We start from the raw sequence: 15,587 nt of genomic DNA on the forward strand, positions 1-15,587 counted from the left end.
CCCTCGTCCCGCACGCCTTTCGCACGGATTGACGAACCGCCCCGGCCCCCCAGTTCCCCCCTCCCCACCCTTCACTCGTACGAATGACCGAGTGAGCAGCAGGAAACCACCCGTCACCCCCGCGCAACGCCCACGCAATCCGGGCCCCCCAGGATCGGTCCATGACGGAGCCGGTGCACCTTCCCGCCCCCCAGTCCTTCGGCAGCCTGGCCGAGCTGCTGACCCGGATCACCGATCAGCTCGACACCCAGCTCAGCGGCCTGCGCCCGCCACGCGCCCGGCACCACGGAGTCCCCGCATGCACCCCACCCTCGTCGCCGTGGCCCACGGCAGCCGCGACCCGCGCGCCCTCCACACCGTCCTCGACCTGCTCGAACGGGTCCGCGAGCTCCGCCCGGCCCTCGACGTCCGCCTCGGCCACATCGAGCTGAACCGGCCGCTGCTGGCCGACACCCTGCGGGACACCGACGGCGCGGCCGTCCTCGTACCGCTGCTGCTCGGACGCGGCACCCACGTCAAACGGGACCTCCCCGCCGCCGCGGCCCGCGCCGGGCACCTGCGGATCCGGATCGCCGATCCGCTCGGCCCCCACCCGCTGCTCGTGGAGGCCCTGTTCGAGCGCCTCCTGGAGGCCGGCTGGACCCCGGGGACGGCCGTCGTGCTGGCCTCGGCCGGGTCCCTCGACCCCGACTCCGCCGCCGACACCCGCCGCAGCGCCGAGCTGCTCTCCGAACGGCTCGGCGGGGTCCCCGTGGTCCCCGCCTACGCCTCGGCGGCCACCCCGGGGGTGGCGGACGCCGTCCGGACGCTCGCCGCCCGGGGGCACCGCCGGGCGGCGGTGGCCTCGTACTTCACCGCCCCGGGCCGGTTCGCCTCCGCGAGCGCGGCCGCCGCCAGCGGACCGGCGGCGGAACCGCTCGGTGCCCACCCGGCGCTCGCGCGGCTGGTGCTGCGCCGCTACGACGAGGCCCTCGCCCGCGGCGCGCGGGCGCCGGAACTGGCCACCGCGTAAAGGCCGCGTAGGTTCGGATTGCTCGGATTGTCGGTGACTCCGGTTAACGTCTCAGCATGGAAGGCACCGCGCACGTCCCCGCCTACGAGTCCTACGATCCGGCCGCCACCGAGCGATGGGCCGCCGAGCCGGACAAACGGCCCGGCCGCACCGCCTTCCAGCGCGACCGCGCCCGGGTGCTGCACTCGGCCGCGCTGCGCCGCCTGGCCGGGAAGACCCAGGTGGTCACCCCCGGCACCCGTTCCTTCGACTGGGACGCCAGCCCCCGCACCCGGCTGACGCACTCCCTGGAGTGCGCGCAGGTCGGCCGGGAGCTCGGCGCCGCCCTCGGCTGCGATCCGGACCTGGTCGAAGCGGCCTGCCTCTCCCACGACATGGGCCACCCGCCGTTCGGGCACAACGGCGAGGAGGCGCTCAACGAGTTCGCCAAGGACTGCGGCGGCTTCGAGGGCAACGCCCAGTCGCTGCGCCTGCTGACCCGGCTGGAGCCGAAGCGGTTCGTCACGGGCCCGGACGGCGGGCAGCTGAGCGTCGGCCTCAACCTGACCCGCGCCTGCCTGGACGCGGCCACCAAGTACCCCTGGGCCCGCGGCGGCCACCCCACCGACCCGGATTCGGTGAAGTTCGGCGCCTACGAGGACGACCTGCCGGTCTTCGAGTGGCTGCGGCGCGGCGCGCCCGCCGACCGCAAGTGCTTCGAGGCCCAGGTCATGGACTGGGCGGACGACGTCGCGTACTCCGTGCATGACTTCGAGGACGGGCTGCACGCCGGGCACCTCGACCCCAACCTGCTGTTCGCCGAGCCCGAGCGGACTGCGATCTGGCAGGTCGCGATCGGCCGCTACGTGCCCGCGGACACCTCCCCGGAGGAGCTGCGCGAGGCGCTGGACCGGCTGATGGAGGAGGACTGGTGGCCGCACGGCTACGACGGTTCGGCGGTGGCGCAGGCCCGTCTGAAGGACGCCACCAGCCAGCTGATCGGCCGTTTCTGCCTGGCCGCCGAGGGCGCCACCCGGGAGGCGTACGGTTCCGGCCGCCTCACCCGGTACGCGGCGGAGCTGGTCGTGCCGCGCGAAGCCCGCAACGAGTGCGCGGTCCTCAAGGCGGTCGCCGACCTGTACGTGATGCAGCGCGACGAGCAGGAGCGGCTGCGGGCCGACCAGCGCATCGTCCTGGCCGAACTGGCTGAGGCGCTCAGCGCCCGCGCGCCGGAGGGCCTGGACCCCCAGTTCCGGGCGATCTTCGACGCGGCGCCGGACGACCGGGCCCGCAAACGCGCGGTCATCGACCAGATCGCCTGCCTGACCGACGCGTCCGCCCGTTCCCTGCACGCGCGCCTCACCCGACGCGGGCGGCGCGCCGAAGGGTGAGCCGATCGGGCCATTCCCCCTTCACGAGGCAGGCTGGGTGCGGGACGCTCGCAAGGTGGCCGCAAGTGGCCGAGAGGTTATGAGGAGGCATCAGGTGGTCGACGCAAACCAGACGTTCATCATCGTCGGCGCAGGGCTGGCCGGAGCCAAGGCCGCCGAAACGCTGAGGGCGGAAGGGTTCACGGGCCGGGTGATCCTGATCGGCGACGAGCGCGACCATCCCTACGAGCGGCCCCCGCTGTCCAAGGGCTACCTGCTGGGGAAGGAGGAGCGCGACAGCGTCTTCGTGCACAAGCCGTCCTGGTACGCGGGCGCCGACATCGAGCTGCACCTGGGCCAGCCCGCGGTGCACCTGGACCGGGACGCCAAGACGGTGCGCCTGGGCGACGGCACCCTGCTGCACTACGACAAGCTGCTGCTGGCCACCGGCGCCGAGCCCCGCCGCCTGGACATCCCGGGCACCGGCCTGGCCGGGGTGCACCACCTGCGCCGGCTCGCCCACGCCGACCTGCTGCGCAAGGCGCTGCACTCCCTGGGCCGGGACAACGGCCACCTGCTGATCGCGGGGGCGGGCTGGATCGGCCTGGAGGTGGCGGCGGCGGCCCGTACGTACGGCGCCGAGGTGACCGTGGTCGAACCGCTGCCCACGCCGCTGCACGCGGTGCTCGGCCCGGAGGTCGGCCAGTTCTTCGGCGACCTGCACGCCGAGCACGGGGTGCGCTTCCGGTTCGGCGTGAAGCTGACGGAGATCGTCGGCCAGGACGGCATGGTGCTGGCCGCCCGGACCGACGACGGGGAGGAGCACCCGGCGCACGCGGTGCTCGCCGCGATCGGGGCGGCCCCGCGCACGGCGCTCGCCGAGACCTCGGGGCTGGCCCTGGTGGACCGGGAGCACGGCGGGGGCATCGCCGTGGACGCCTCGCTGCGCACCTCCGACCCGGACGTGTTCGCGGTCGGGGACGTGGCCGCCGCACACCATCCGGCGCTGGGCACCCGGCTGCGCGTCGAGCACTGGGCCAACGCCCTCAACGGCGGCCCGGCCGCCGCGCGGGCGATGCTGGGGCAGGAGGTCTCGTACGAGCGGGTGCCGTACTTCTTCTCCGACCAGTACGACGTGGGCCTGGAGTACTCCGGGTACGCCCCGGCGGGCGGCTACGACCAGGTGCTGGTGCGCGGGGACGTGGCCAAGCGGGAGTTCATCGCGTTCTGGCTGTCGGACGGCCGGGTGCTGGCCGGGATGAACGTGAACGTGTGGGACGTCGCCGAGCCCGTCCAGGCCCTGATCAGGTCGAAGGCGCCGGTGGACCGCGAGAAGCTGGCGGACCCGTCCGTTCCGCTTGAGTCCCTGGTGCCGGCGGAGGGGGCCTGACGGGTTTGCCGCCGCCCGGCCGTAGAATTCACGGGTGGCAGGACGGATCAACGACGACGACGTGAAGGCGGTACGGGACGCGGTCCCGATCGACGCCGTGGTCTCCGAGTACCTCCAGCTGCGCAACGCCGGCGGCGGCAACCTCAAGGGCCTGTGCCCCTTCCACGACGAGAAGTCCCCGTCCTTCCAGGTCAGCCCCAGCAAGGGCTTCTACCACTGCTTCGGCTGCCAGGCCGGCGGGGACACCCTCGACTTCATCATGAAGATCGACCACCTCTCCTTCTCCGAGGCGGTCGAGCGGCTGGCCGGCCAGGCCGGCATCACCCTGCGGTACGAGGAGGGCGGCTACACCGCCGGCACCAGCGGCCGCGGCGAGCGGATCCGCCTGGTCGAGGCCCACAAGGCCGCCGCCCTCTTCTACGCGGAGCAGCTCGGCGGCGCCGAGGCCGAGATCGCCCGCCGCTTCCTGGCGGAGCGCGGCTTCGACCAGGCGGCGGCCCAGCACTTCGGGGTGGGCTACAGCCCGGCCGGCTGGGACCACCTGACCCGGTTCCTGCGCGGCAAGGGCTTCACCGACAAGGAGCTGATCCTCTCCGGGCTCGCCCAGGACAGCCGCAGCGGCAAGCCCATCGACCGCTTCCGGGGCCGGCTCATGTGGCCGATCCGGGACATCAGCGGCGAGGTGGTCGGCTTCGGCGCGCGCAAGCTGCGCGAGGACGACAACGGGCCGAAGTACCTGAACACCCCCGAGACGGCGATCTACAAGAAGTCCCAGGTGCTGTACGGCATCGACCTGGCGAAGAAGGAGATCGCGAAGACCTCGCGGGCCGTGGTCGTCGAGGGCTACACCGACGTCATGGCCTGTCACCTGGCCGGGGTCACCACCGCCATCGCCACCTGCGGCACCGCCTTCGGCGGGGACCACATCAAGATCCTGCGGCGGCTGCTGATGGACAACGCGACCGCCGAGGTGATCTTCACCTTCGACGGGGACGCGGCCGGGCAGAAGGCCGCGCTGCGGGCCTTCGAGGACGACCAGAAGTTCGCGGCGGAGACCTCCATCACCATCGCCCCGGGCGGCATGGACCCCTGCGACCTGCGCCTCGCGCAAGGCGACGCGGCGGTGGCCGGGCTGGTGGACGCCCGCACCCCGCTGTTCGAGTTCGCGCTGCGGCACATCGTGGCCCGCCACAACCTGGAGAACCCGGCGGGGCGGGCGGCGGCGCTGGCCGAGGCCGCGCCGGTCGTCGCCAGCATCAAGGACCTGTCGATCCAGCACGAGTCGGCCGTCCAGCTGGCCGGGATGCTGGGCATCCTCGACGAGCAGTTCGTGGTCAAGCGGGTGGCGCAGCTGGCCCGCTGGGCGCGCGAGCGCGGCAACCAGCCGCAGCAGCAGGGCCGGGGCCGCCCGCAGGAGCCGGCGCCCGCGGCGCCGCCGGCGGCCCTCGGCGGCGGGCCCGCGCTGAACCTGCGCAGTCCCGCCCACCGCACCGAGCGCGAGCTCCTGAAGCTGGCGCTCCAGCGGCCCGCCCTGGTCTCCCCGGCCTTCGACGCGTACGGCACCGACGAGTTCACCGCCCCGCCCTACGCGGCCGTCCGCCAGGCCATCCAGGACGCCGGGGGCGCCGCGCAGGGCACCGAGGACTACCTGGTCCGGGTCCGCGAGGCGGCTCCGAACGACACCGTCCGCGCGATGGTCACGGAACTGGCGGTGGAGGCCATCCACGCCAAGACCGTGGACGAGGTCTACGCGGGCGTCCAGCTCGTGCAGGTCCGGCTGCGCGCCGTCGACCGGCGGGTCCTGGAGATCCAGGGCTCCATGACCCGGCTGAGCCCGCAGGCCCCGCCGGAGCAGCACGCGGCGATCCAGCAGGAGCTGTGGGTGCTCCAGCAGTACGGTCAGCGCCTGCGCAACCGCGGCGCCGAAGGGCTCTGACGGCCGGGGCGGGTTAGCGCCGCATCCAGTCGCCGCCCGGGATCTCGGTGCCCGTCTCCGCGAGGCGGCGGGCCAGCGGGGCGGCCGCCAGGTAGACCCAGGCCCGGACCCGGCCGCCGTCGGGGCGCACGGCCTCGCGGGCCACCCGGTCGTAGACGTTCCCCGGGCGCCCCGGGCCGGCGTACTCCTCCAGCAGGTCCAGCGCGACCAGCAGTTCCGCGTACGCGCCCGGCGCGGCCGTGATCAGCTCGCCGGCTATGCCGGGGCCGGGGCGGTCGACCGCGTACGGGTAGCCGGGCCCCTCGTACAGCACCGCGTCCGGCAGCCGGGCGGGCTCCTCGGCCGCCGTCCGGCCCTTCAGGAACAGGTCGTGGTTGACCTCCCCCGGGCGCAGCGTCCCGTACACGAAGAACGGCAGCTCGCCGGGTGCGGATCCCGGCCGTTCGACCGATGTCACAGGGCCCTCCCTCGACTACGACTGGACGGTGCGGGAGTCCGGGCCCAAAGGCCCTTCCTCGCCGCACGCCCCCACCGTACGCACCGCTGTTACACAATCTCCCGGCCCCCGTGACAGATGCCCCATAGCGTCTGATTCCGCCCGTTCCCCGTCCCCGACCCCTCCGGCTCCCCCATGACGCGATCACCCCGCCGTTCCACCGCCGCCGCCCCGCTGCTCTGCGCCGCCGCGCTCGCCGCGCTCGCGGCGGCGGGCTGTGCCGCGCCCGGCGGGCTCGCCCCGGGCGAGTCCGTGGCTCCGGTCTCCCCGCAGCCCCAGCCGGAGCCGCTGTGGCCGGCCTGGACCGGCGAGCCGCCCCGGGCGGCCGGTGCGGCCACCGGCACGCGGCAGCCGCCGCCCGAGCCGCTGCGGGGTGCGCCCGAGGTGGGTCCCGGCGGTCTCGCGGCGGTGGACGCGACGGCCGTGGTGAAGGCGGACAAGCGGATGAAACTGTTCCTGGGCAAGGGGGTGATCCACGCCCCGGGCGGGGCGGGACTGCGCCCCCCGGTCCACCTCGACCTGACCGGCAACGGGCAGCAGGAGCTGGTGGTCGCCGCCGACACCGAGTCCGGCCGCACCGCGCTGAGCGTGTACGCCGCGGAAGGCAGCCGGATCGTCCCCGTCCTGTTCACCATCGGACGGCGGCTGACCGCCGAGTCCCTCGGCCGGGACCTGCTGGTCCGCACCGCCCCGGACGACGGCTCCGAACAGGCGGTCCGCTACCACTGGGACGGCACCCGGATGACCGTGGTCAGCGACGAGCGCCGCTACACCGGGCCGGTCCCCTGCGCGGACGGGCCGAGCTCCCCGTGAAGGCCCTCCTGACTTCGGCGGCCCGCTGCCGGCGGCTGCTGCGCCCCCTCGGCCTGCGCTGGAAGATCGCCGCCCTGCTGGCGGCCGGCTGTTCGCTGGTCGCCGTCACCATCGGCGTCCTGATCCACGAGGCCCGGGTCCGGCAGGTGTCCGACGCCGCCCGCAAGAGCGCGGTCGAACAGCTCGTCCGCGTACGGCAGATCTACGAGATCACCGGGCGGCTCGATTCCGACAAGGTGGGGGCGGCCGACGCCCGCATCGACTGCCCCGCCACTCCGGAGGCGCTCCGCGAGGCGGCCCTGGGCGGCCGCCGCACCACCTACCTCGACCTGGCCGGTCCCGATCCGGCGGTGTGGGCGGCCCGGCCGGTGGGGAGCGGGCACGTGCTGACGGTGCGGCAGCCCCTGGCGGCCGAGCAGGTCGAACTGGAGGAGCTCGACGCGCAGCTGGTCGCCTCCGGGACGGGCGTGGTGGCACTGGCGGCGGTCGGCGGGGCGCTGCTGGCCAGCCGGCTCAGCAAGGACCTGCGGACGGCGGCCGAGACGGCCCGGCGGATCAGCGCGGGCGATCTGGACGCCCGGATCGGCCCGTCGGGGCCGCCGGGGTCCCGGGACGAGGTGGCCGAGCTGTCCTCGGCGGTGGACACCATGGCGGCCAGCCTCCAGCGGCGGCTGGAGGCGGAGCAGCGGTTCACGGCGGACGTGGCGCACGAGCTGCGGACCCCGCTGACGGGCCTGCACACGGCGGCCGAGCTGCTGCCCGCCGGACGTCCGACGGAGCTGGTCCGGGACCGGGTCGCGGCGCTGCGGACGCTGACGGAGGACCTGCTGGAGGTGGCCCGGCTGGACGCCGACCGGGAGGAGGCGCGGCTGGAGGAGCACGAGCTGGCGCCGCTGGTCGCCGCGATCACGGAGCGGTCGGGGGTGGCGGCGGAGGTGGCCGTCACGGCCGGGGACGGCACGGGGCCGGGCGGGGTGCGGGTGCGCACCGATGCCCGGCGGCTGGAGCGGATCCTGACGAACCTGCTGGTCAACGCCCGGCGGCACGGGAGGGGGCCGATCACGGTGATGGTGTCGGGGGCCTCGGTGACCGTCCGGGACCAGGACGGGCCGGGCTACCCGCAGACGCTGCTGCGGGAGGGGCCGCGGCGGTTCGTGACGGGGACGCCGGAGCGGGGCCAGGGCACCGGGCTCGGGCTGACGATCGCCTTCGGGCAGGCCCGGGTGATCGGCGCCGAGGTGGCCCTGTCGAACCCGGAACCGGCGGGCGCGGCGGCGGTGGTGACCCTGCCGCGGGCCTGACGTCACCCGGACGGCGTGGACGGACACGGATGCCCGCGAACGCCGCTGACCTGCACGGATGCCGTCCTGCGGGGCCGGCGCGGGCGGGATCCGGGGCGGGCTCGGGAGGCGGTGGGCGGGCGGGCCGGTTTACCTCGGAACACGACCCCGTGTCCCCTGGAGTACCCATGCGCCGCAGCACCGCCCACGTGCTCACCGCCACCGCGCTGACCGCCGTCGCCTTCGCCGGTCCGGTCGCCGGGGCGGTGGCCGCCGCGGAGCTCGGCATGGCGCCCTTCGCGCCCGGGGACTTCGCCGTGCTGGAGGTCCGCCCGGAGTCGGCCGTCCCGGGCGACACCGTCACCGTGCACACCAGGGCCTGCGGCCGGGGCAGCCGGGCCGAGGGCGACGCCAGCACGGTGGCGGGCGGCCGCTTCGAACTGGCCCCGGGCAGCCGGGAGGACGTGGTCACGGGCCGGTTCCGGATCGGCCGGGACCTGCGGCCGGGCACCTACGGCATCGGCGCCACCTGTGCGAACGGCAAGTTCGCCACCGGCGACCTGGTCGTCACCGCACGCGGCCCGCAGGGTCACGTGCGGACCGGGGTGGGTGGTGGCACGACCACCGCCACCGACCCCGCCAAGATCACGGCGGGAGCGGCCGTGCTGGCCGCGGCCGCCGTCGGCGGTACCTGGCTCCTGCGTCGCCGGGCGAGCGGCACGCGGAGCTGACGGGCGCCCACCGCGGCTGCGGCCGCGGTCCGACCGGTACCGCCCACCGTCGCCCGCCCCGCGAGGTCCCCCCCGTTCGCGGGGACGGGCGACGGCCACTCCAGGAACGGCAAGGAACGGCGAGACGAGGGGGTGGGGCCCATGCGCGGCGGCTTCCCGGGCCTGCGGGGACGCCCCCGAGCCCCGGGGAGCGCGGAGGGGTTCGCCGGGACGCTCGCGGTACGGGCCGGGCTCGTCGCGGCGGCCGTCTGCACCGGGGTCTGGCTCATCGGCAGCGGATCGGCCGTGACCGTGCGGCCCCCGCTCCCCTCCCCCGCCGAGGCGCTGAGTGCGCAGCCCCTCTACCCCGGGAGCATCGACCCGCTCCCCGGCTCCCCGCCCGTGCGGATCAGGATCCCGTCGCTCCGGGTGGACGCCCCGCTGACCGGACTGGGCCTGGACCGCGACGGGAGCCTCGAAGTGCCCCCGCCGGCCCGCCGCGAGCTCGCCGGCTGGTACCGGGACGGGACCGCGCCGGGTGCGAAGGGCACCGCGGTGATCGCGGGCCACGTCGACCACGCCAGCGGCCCGGCGGTCTTCTACCACCTGGGCGCGCTGCGCCGGGGGGCCGCGGTGGAGGTCGACCGGGCGGACGGGCGCACGGCCGTGTTCACCGTCCACGCGGTCGAGGTGTACGACGCCGGGTCCTTCCCGGACCGGCGCGTGTACGGGCCCTCGCCGCGTGCGGAGCTGCGGGTGATCACCTGTGGCGGCGCGTTCTCCCCGCGTACCGGCTACCGGGGCAACGTGGTCGTCTTCGCCCACCTCACGGGGGCGTCGTAAGGCCGTCTAGGTCGTCTCTTTCGGATCTTGCCGGTTAAGCCCGCGTCGTCCGGTGCCGTGCATCGGCGCGTTGGCGGGGCGCCCTTGTACTGGACGTACTCGGGTGCTCCGCCAACGCGGCGAGGTGCGGTACCGGGCGGCGCGGGCCAGGCAAGATCCGGAAGAGACGGCCTAGCCCCACTGTTCGAGGCCGAGCTTGATCACCAGGGCGCCCACCACGGTGAGCAGCACGCCGCGGACGAAGCCGCTGCCCTTCTTCAGGGCCATGCGGGCGCCGATCATGCCGCCGGCCAGGTTGAAGACCGCCATCAGGGCGGCCAGCTGCCAGAACACCATCCCCTGGTAGGCGAACATCGCGAGCGCCCCGGCGTTGGTGCAGCAGTTGACGATCTTGGCGGTGGCGGAGGCGGTGACCAGGTCGAGGTGGAGCAGGGCGGTCAGGGCCAGCACCAGGAAGGTGCCGGTGCCGGGTCCGATGAGGCCGTCGTAGCAGCCGATGCCCAGACCGGCGAGGGCGATGGTGAGGAGCACGCGGCCGCGGGAGACGGGCGAGGCGGAGGGGGCGGCGCCGAAGCCCGGCTTGAAGATGACCACGGCGGCGACCACCACCAGGACCGCCATGATCAGCGGGCGCATGGCGTCCTTGCTGATCCCGCCGGCGAGCGCGGCGCCGCCCATCGACCCGGCGAGCGCGGCCAGCCCGACGCGGACGGCGAGCTTCACGTCGACCGGGGTCTTGCGCACATAGGTGACGGCCGCACCGGCGGTGCCGACGATGGCCACCGCCTTGTTGGTCCCGAGGACGGCGGCGGGCTGGGCGTGCGGCAGGCCGAGCAGCAGGGCCGGCAGGAGCAGCAGTCCGCCGCCGCCGACCACCGCGTCGATCCAGCCGGCCGCCGCGGCGGCCGCGCACAGCACGATGATCATGGTCGTTGATATGTCAGGCACGGCCACGACCCTAGGTACCGGATCGGTGCAGGACCCATCGATCGCCGGAAACTTGCGCAAAGGTTGAGGTTCGGCGGCCTCACGAACCCCCGGCACGGGCGCTGAGGTCGGTGTTCCGTCCGGGTAACAGGGGCGATGCGGCGGGGAAACAGCCCGCACGCACGCTCGTGCCATGACCTCGGAACAGCGTGTGGTGGTGATCGGCGGCGGCCTGGCGGGCCTGCGGCTCGCCGCGCGGCTCGGCCCCGGCGCGGCGGTGACCGTACTCGGGGAGGAGACCCACGCCCCCTACAACCGGGTCCTGCTGGCCGAGGTGCTGGCGGGCCGGTACGCACCCGAGGTCACCGCGCTCCCGGCCCCCGGCCCGGCGCTGCGCCGGGGCGTCCGGGCGGTGCGGATCGACCGCGCGGACCGGGCCGTGCACGGCGACGACGGCTCGGTGGAGCGGTACGACACCCTGGTCCTCGCCACCGGCTCGAACCCGGTGCTGCCGCCGCTGCGCGGGCTGTTCGCCCCGGACGGGCGGGAACTCCCCGAGGGGGTGCACGCGTTCCGTACCATGGACGACTGCCTGGCCCTCGCCGCGGCCGTGCGCCCGGGCGTGCGGGCGGTGGTGATCGGCGGCGGGCTGCTCGGCGTCTCGGCGGCCCGCGCGCTGGCCGCCCGGGGTGCGCAGGTGGTCCTCGCCCAGCAGGCGGAGCGCCTGATGGAGCGCCAGCTGGACGCCGACGCCTCCGCGCTGCTGCGGGACCACCTCGCGGAGCTCGGGGTGGAGGTCCACACCGAGTGCCGGGTCAGGGGCCTGACCACGGCCGGGTCCCCCGGCCGTGACCCCCGCCGGGTCACCGGGGTCGAGCTCGCCGACGGCTACCGGCTCGACGCCGACGCCGTCGTCCTCGCCTGCGGGGTCCGGCCCCGGACCGGGCTCGCCCGGGCGGCCGGGCTGGAGGTCCGCAAGGGCGTCGTGGTCGACGGCATGCTGCGTACGAGCGACCCGCGCGTCCACGCCGTCGGCGACTGCGCCGAACACGACGGCCGGGTGTACGGGCTGGCGGGACCCGCCCTGGAGCAGGCCGACGCCCTCGCAGCGGTGCTGCGCGGCGAGGACGGCGCCGAGTACACCGGCACCCGCGCCCTCACCCGCCTCACCCTCCCCACGGCCGGCGGCCCCGGCCCCTTCGACCTCGCCGCGTTCGGCGACCCCGTCCCGCTCCCCGGCGACGACGTGCTCCGCCTCGCGGACGCCACCCGCCGCACCTACCGCAAGGTCGTCCTGCGCGGCGACCGGCTCGTCGGCGGAGTGCTGCTCGGGGAGCTCTCCACGGTGGGGGCCCTCGCCCGCACCTGGGAGGGCGACGAGTTCCTGACCGCCCCGCACGACCCGTTCCACCTGCTCACCGACGACGGAGGCCACTGATGACCGTGCCCGAGCCCCTGCCCGCGATCGTGCTCATCGGACACGGCATGGTCGGCCAGCGCTACCTGGAGGCCCTCGCCGAGCGCGGGGCCACCGCCACGCACCGGATCACGGTGTTCTGCGAGGAGCCCCGGCCCGCCTACGACCGGGTCCACCTCACCTCGTACTTCTCCGGGAGGACCCCCGAGGACCTCTCCCTGACCCCGGCCGGCTTCATGGCCGAGCACGGGATCGAGCTGCACCTCGACGACCCCGCCGAGCACGTCGACACCGCCGCCCGCACCGTCACCTCCCGCTCCGGGCGGGTGGTCCCGTACGACGTGCTCGTGCTGGCGACCGGCAGCCACCCGTTCGTGCCGCCCGTCCCCGGCAAGGACGCCCCGGGCTGCTTCGTGTACCGCACCGTCGAGGACCTCCTCGCGATCGAGGAGTACGCGAAGGGCCGGTCCAGCGGGGCCGTCGTCGGCGGCGGCCTGCTCGGGCTGGAGGCCGCCGGCGCCCTCCAGGGACTCGGGCTCGCCACCCGCATCGTGGAGTTCGCCCCGCGCCTGATGCCCGTCCAGGTGGACGAGGGCGGCGGCGCGGCCCTGCTGCGCACCATCGAGTCCATGGGGCTGGCCGTGCACACCGGCGTCGGCACGCAGGAGGTGCTGACCGGCGAGGACGGCTCGGTGTGCGGGATGCGCCTCTCGGACGGCTCCGCCGTCGAGACGGAGCTGGTGGTCTTCTCCGCCGGGGTGCGCCCCCACGACCAGCTGGCCCGCGCGGCCGGCCTGGCCGTCGGCGAGCGCGGCGGCATCAGCGTCGACGCCCGCTGCCGCACCTCCGACCCGCACGTCTACGCCATCGGCGAGTGCGCGCAAGCCGTCGACGGCCGCGTCTACGGGCTGGTCGCGCCGGGCTACGAGATGGCCGAGACCGCCGCCGAGGACCTCCTCGGCCGGGAGAAGGAGTTCACCGGCGCCGACCTGTCCACCAAGCTCAAGCTGCTCGGCGTGGACGTGGCCTCCTTCGGCGACGCGCACGGCACGGCCGAGGGCAGCCTGGACGTGGTCTGGTCCGACTCCCGCTCCGGCGTCTACAAGAAGCTCGTCGTCTCCGCCGACGGGGTGCTGCTCGGCGGCGTGCTCGTCGGCGACGCCGACTCGTACGGGCTGCTGCGCCCGCTGACCGGCAGCGTCCCGCCGGTCGCCCCCGAACAGCTGGTGCTGCCCGCCGGGGCCGGCGCGCCCGTCGCCCTCGGCCCGTCCGCGCTGCCGGACACGGCGGTGATCTGCTCCTGCCACAACGTCACCAAGGGGGCCATCTCCGCCTGCGCCACCCTCCCCGAGGTCAAGAAGTGCACCAAGGCCGGCACCGGCTGCGGGAGCTGCCTGAAGGTGATCGGGCAGCTGCTGCCGGCGGCCGCCGACCCGGGGCTGTGCGGCTGCTTCCCGCACACCCGGGCCGAGCTGTACGAGATCGTCCGCACCCGGCGCCTGACCTCGTACCGGGAGCTGCTGGACGGCCACGGCCGCGAGGCGGCGCGCGGCGGCGACGGCTGCGAGGTCTGCAAGCCCGCCGTCGGGTCGATCATCGCCTCCCTGGCCCCGGCCCTGGGCGCCAGCGGCTACGTACTGGACGGGGAGCAGGCCGCCCTCCAGGACACCAACGACCACTTCCTCGCCAACCTCCAGCGCAACGGCTCGTACTCGGTCGTCCCGCGCATCCCCGGTGGTGAGATCACCCCCGACAAGCTGATCGTGATCGGGGAGGTGGCCCGCGACTTCGGCCTCTACACGAAGATCACGGGCGGCCAGCGCATCGACCTGTTCGGCGCGAGCGTGGACCAGCTCCCGCGGATCTGGGCGCGCCTGGTCGACGCCGGCTTCGAGTCCGGGCACGCGTACGGGAAGGCCCTGCGGACGGTGAAGTCCTGCGTGGGGCAGACCTGGTGCCGCTACGGGGTGCAGGACAGCGTGCGGATGGCCATCGACCTGGAGCTGCGCTACCGGGGCCTGCGCGCCCCGCACAAGCTGAAGTCGGCGGTCTCGGGCTGCGCCCGCGAGTGCGCGGAGGCACAGAGCAAGGACTTCGGGGTGATCGCCACCGCGAGTGGCTGGAACCTGTACGTCGGCGGGAACGGCGGGGCGGTCCCGCGCCACGCGGACCTGCTGGCGCAGGACCTGTCGGACGCCGAACTGGTGCGGCTCGTCGACCGGTTCCTGATGTTCTACATCCGCACCGCGGACCGGCTGGAGCGGACCTCCACCTGGCTGGACCGGCTGGAGGGCGGCCTGGACCACCTGCGGGACGTGGTGGTGCACGACTCGCTGGGGCTGTGCGACGAGCTGGAGGCCCTGATGGCCGAGCACGTGGCGCACTACCGCGACGAGTGGGCCGAGACCCTGTCGGACCCGGAGCGGCTGCGCCGGTTCGTGTCCTTCGTCAACGCGCCCGGCACGCCCGACCCGACCGTGAAGTTCGTTCCCGAGCGCGACCAGGTCAAGCCCGACCTGGCCGTCCTGACCGTTGGAGGACCGGCCCGATGACCGTGGAACTGAAGGTGGCCGAAGGCTGGCTCACGGTGTGCCCGCTGTCGGTGCTCACCCCCGGACGCGGGGTCGCGGCCCTGCTGCCCGACGGGAGCCAGGCCGCGGTCTTCCTGGACCGCACCGGGCGCCCGTACGCGATCGGCAACCAGGACCCCTTCACCGGCGCGCAGGTCCTGTCGCGCGGGCTGGTGGGGCGGGCGGCGGGTCGGCCCTTCGTGGCCTCCCCGCTGCTGAAGCAGCGCTTCGACCTGGAGTCGGGCCGCTGCCTGGACGACGAGGAGGTGGCGGTCCGGACGTACCCGGTGCGGACCGCCCCCGCCCCGTAGGACATCAGCCCTGGACCGCGGCCGGGTCCATCCAGACGAACTCCCACACGTGGTGGTCCAGGTCCTCGAAGGCCCGTCCGTACATGAAGCCGAGGTCCATGACGGGGCGGGGCTCGACGGCGCCGGCCGCGAGGGCGGCGTCGACGACCTCGTCGACCTTCTCCCGGCTGTCGGCGCTGAGCGCGACCATGACCTCGGTGGTCTTCGAGGCGTCGGCCACCGGCTTGGTGGCGAACTCCTTGAACTTCGCCTCGGTCAGCAGCATCGCGAAGATGCTGTCGCTGACGACCATGCAGGCGGCGGTGCCGTCGGTGAACTGCGGGTTGAAGGAGTAGCCGAGCTTCTCCCAGAAGGCCTTCGCGGCGTCCAGGTCCTTCACCGGCAGGTTGACGAAGATCATCTGGGTCATTGCGGTTCCTCTTCTCTGGTGCGGCCCGGTGCGTGGTGCGCGGTACGCGGTGCGTTGTCGAAGGGGTAGACCCGGGTCACCGGCAGAACTCATCGCTGTCCGCCGAAGTTTTTTCGATGACTTC

Annotated in this window: 14 protein-coding genes; 11 read left to right on the plus strand and 3 right to left on the minus strand. The window is 74.7% G+C overall.

Going from position 1 to position 15,587, the window contains the following annotated elements; translation table 11 throughout:
* Window positions 1-91 precede the first annotated feature (91 nt).
* The 4 genes from ACIPW5_RS12210 to dnaG all read left to right on the plus strand — a co-directional run bounded on the left by ACIPW5_RS12210 (window position 92) and on the right by dnaG (window position 5,687).
* The gene (locus tag ACIPW5_RS12210) at window positions 92-1,012 is read left to right on the plus strand and encodes a sirohydrochlorin chelatase (protein WP_401243752.1); all 921 of its coding nucleotides are present in this window, start codon (window positions 92-94) and stop codon (window positions 1,010-1,012) included.
* A 56-nt stretch (window positions 1,013-1,068) separates the two neighbouring features.
* Window positions 1,069-2,382 carry a deoxyguanosinetriphosphate triphosphohydrolase gene (locus tag ACIPW5_RS12215; protein WP_401243754.1) on the plus strand — a complete coding sequence of 438 codons (1,314 nt, stop codon included), beginning with the start codon at window positions 1,069-1,071 and terminating at the stop codon, window positions 2,380-2,382.
* A gap of 94 nt (window positions 2,383-2,476) precedes the next feature.
* Entirely contained in the window at window positions 2,477-3,751 is a 1,275-nt protein-coding gene (locus ACIPW5_RS12220) for an NAD(P)/FAD-dependent oxidoreductase (protein WP_401243756.1), read from the plus strand.
* 34 nt (window positions 3,752-3,785) lie between these two features.
* Window positions 3,786-5,687, plus strand: coding sequence for a DNA primase (gene dnaG / locus ACIPW5_RS12225; RefSeq protein WP_401243758.1), 1,902 nt, complete (start codon window positions 3,786-3,788; stop codon window positions 5,685-5,687).
* A 13-nt stretch (window positions 5,688-5,700) separates the two neighbouring features.
* Here the strand turns inward: dnaG and ACIPW5_RS12230 are convergent, their stop codons facing one another.
* A complete protein-coding gene (locus ACIPW5_RS12230; RefSeq protein ID WP_401243759.1) occupies window positions 5,701-6,144 on the minus strand; it encodes a gamma-glutamylcyclotransferase family protein in 444 nt (147 codons plus the stop codon).
* 174 nt (window positions 6,145-6,318) lie between these two features.
* Here ACIPW5_RS12230 and ACIPW5_RS12235 point away from each other — a divergent pair, with 174 nt between their 5' ends.
* The 4 genes from ACIPW5_RS12235 to ACIPW5_RS12250 all read left to right on the plus strand — a co-directional run bounded on the left by ACIPW5_RS12235 (window position 6,319) and on the right by ACIPW5_RS12250 (window position 9,829).
* Window positions 6,319-6,996 (plus strand): hypothetical protein, encoded by a 678-nt coding sequence (locus ACIPW5_RS12235; RefSeq protein ID WP_401243761.1) that lies wholly within the window; start codon window positions 6,319-6,321, stop codon window positions 6,994-6,996.
* Complete coding sequence (locus ACIPW5_RS12240) at window positions 6,993-8,297, plus strand: ATP-binding protein (protein WP_401243763.1); 1,305 nt, start codon at window positions 6,993-6,995, stop codon at window positions 8,295-8,297. The genes ACIPW5_RS12235 and ACIPW5_RS12240 overlap by 4 nt, the downstream gene beginning before the upstream one ends.
* A 167-nt stretch (window positions 8,298-8,464) precedes the next feature.
* A complete protein-coding gene (locus ACIPW5_RS12245; RefSeq protein ID WP_401243764.1) occupies window positions 8,465-9,007 on the plus strand; it encodes a hypothetical protein in 543 nt (180 codons plus the stop codon).
* A 141-nt stretch (window positions 9,008-9,148) separates the two neighbouring features.
* Window positions 9,149-9,829 carry a class F sortase gene (locus tag ACIPW5_RS12250; RefSeq protein ID WP_401243765.1) on the plus strand — a complete coding sequence of 227 codons (681 nt, stop codon included), beginning with the start codon at window positions 9,149-9,151 and terminating at the stop codon, window positions 9,827-9,829.
* 171 nt (window positions 9,830-10,000) lie between these two features.
* Here the strand turns inward: ACIPW5_RS12250 and ACIPW5_RS12255 are convergent, their stop codons facing one another.
* Complete coding sequence (locus ACIPW5_RS12255) at window positions 10,001-10,777, minus strand: sulfite exporter TauE/SafE family protein (RefSeq protein WP_401243767.1); 777 nt, start codon at window positions 10,775-10,777, stop codon at window positions 10,001-10,003.
* A 172-nt stretch (window positions 10,778-10,949) separates the two neighbouring features.
* Here ACIPW5_RS12255 and ACIPW5_RS12260 point away from each other — a divergent pair, with 172 nt between their 5' ends.
* The 3 genes from ACIPW5_RS12260 to nirD are packed head-to-tail and all read left to right on the plus strand — an operon-like array spanning window position 10,950 to window position 15,054.
* Complete coding sequence (locus tag ACIPW5_RS12260; protein WP_401243769.1) at window positions 10,950-12,194, plus strand: NAD(P)/FAD-dependent oxidoreductase; 1,245 nt, start codon at window positions 10,950-10,952, stop codon at window positions 12,192-12,194.
* The gene (gene nirB, locus ACIPW5_RS12265) at window positions 12,194-14,725 is read left to right on the plus strand and encodes a nitrite reductase large subunit NirB (RefSeq protein ID WP_401243771.1); all 2,532 of its coding nucleotides are present in this window, start codon (window positions 12,194-12,196) and stop codon (window positions 14,723-14,725) included. Before ACIPW5_RS12260 ends, nirB begins: the two co-directional genes overlap by 1 nt.
* A complete protein-coding gene (gene nirD / locus ACIPW5_RS12270) occupies window positions 14,722-15,054 on the plus strand; it encodes a nitrite reductase small subunit NirD (RefSeq protein ID WP_401243773.1) in 333 nt (110 codons plus the stop codon). Before nirB ends, nirD begins: the two co-directional genes overlap by 4 nt.
* Before the next feature lie 4 nt (window positions 15,055-15,058).
* On the opposite strand, the gene ACIPW5_RS12275 is transcribed toward nirD, so the two are convergent.
* Window positions 15,059-15,463, minus strand: coding sequence for a VOC family protein (locus ACIPW5_RS12275; RefSeq protein ID WP_401243774.1), 405 nt, complete (start codon window positions 15,461-15,463; stop codon window positions 15,059-15,061).
* Window positions 15,464-15,587 lie beyond the last annotated feature (124 nt).

This window comes from Streptomyces sp. NPDC090077 (assembly GCF_044747545.1).
GTDB lineage: Bacteria > Actinomycetota > Actinomycetes > Streptomycetales > Streptomycetaceae > Streptomyces.

What these genes read in the sequence shown, in the direction of transcription:
- nirB (WP_401243771.1), top strand. Translation starts at nt 12,194, where the DNA reads ATGACCGTGCCCGAGCCCCTGCCCGCGATCGTGCTCATCGGACACGGC.
- ACIPW5_RS12245 (WP_401243764.1), top strand. Translation starts at nt 8,465, where the DNA reads ATGCGCCGCAGCACCGCCCACGTGCTCACCGCCACCGCGCTGACCGCC.
- ACIPW5_RS12215 (WP_401243754.1), top strand. Translation starts at nt 1,069, where the DNA reads ATGGAAGGCACCGCGCACGTCCCCGCCTACGAGTCCTACGATCCGGCC.
- ACIPW5_RS12275 (WP_401243774.1), bottom strand. Translation starts at nt 15,463, where the DNA reads ATGACCCAGATGATCTTCGTCAACCTGCCGGTGAAGGACCTGGACGCC.
- ACIPW5_RS12250 (WP_401243765.1), top strand. Translation starts at nt 9,149, where the DNA reads ATGCGCGGCGGCTTCCCGGGCCTGCGGGGACGCCCCCGAGCCCCGGGG.
- ACIPW5_RS12260 (WP_401243769.1), top strand. Translation starts at nt 10,950, where the DNA reads ATGACCTCGGAACAGCGTGTGGTGGTGATCGGCGGCGGCCTGGCGGGC.
- ACIPW5_RS12235 (WP_401243761.1), top strand. Translation starts at nt 6,319, where the DNA reads ATGACGCGATCACCCCGCCGTTCCACCGCCGCCGCCCCGCTGCTCTGC.
- nirD (WP_401243773.1), top strand. Translation starts at nt 14,722, where the DNA reads ATGACCGTGGAACTGAAGGTGGCCGAAGGCTGGCTCACGGTGTGCCCG.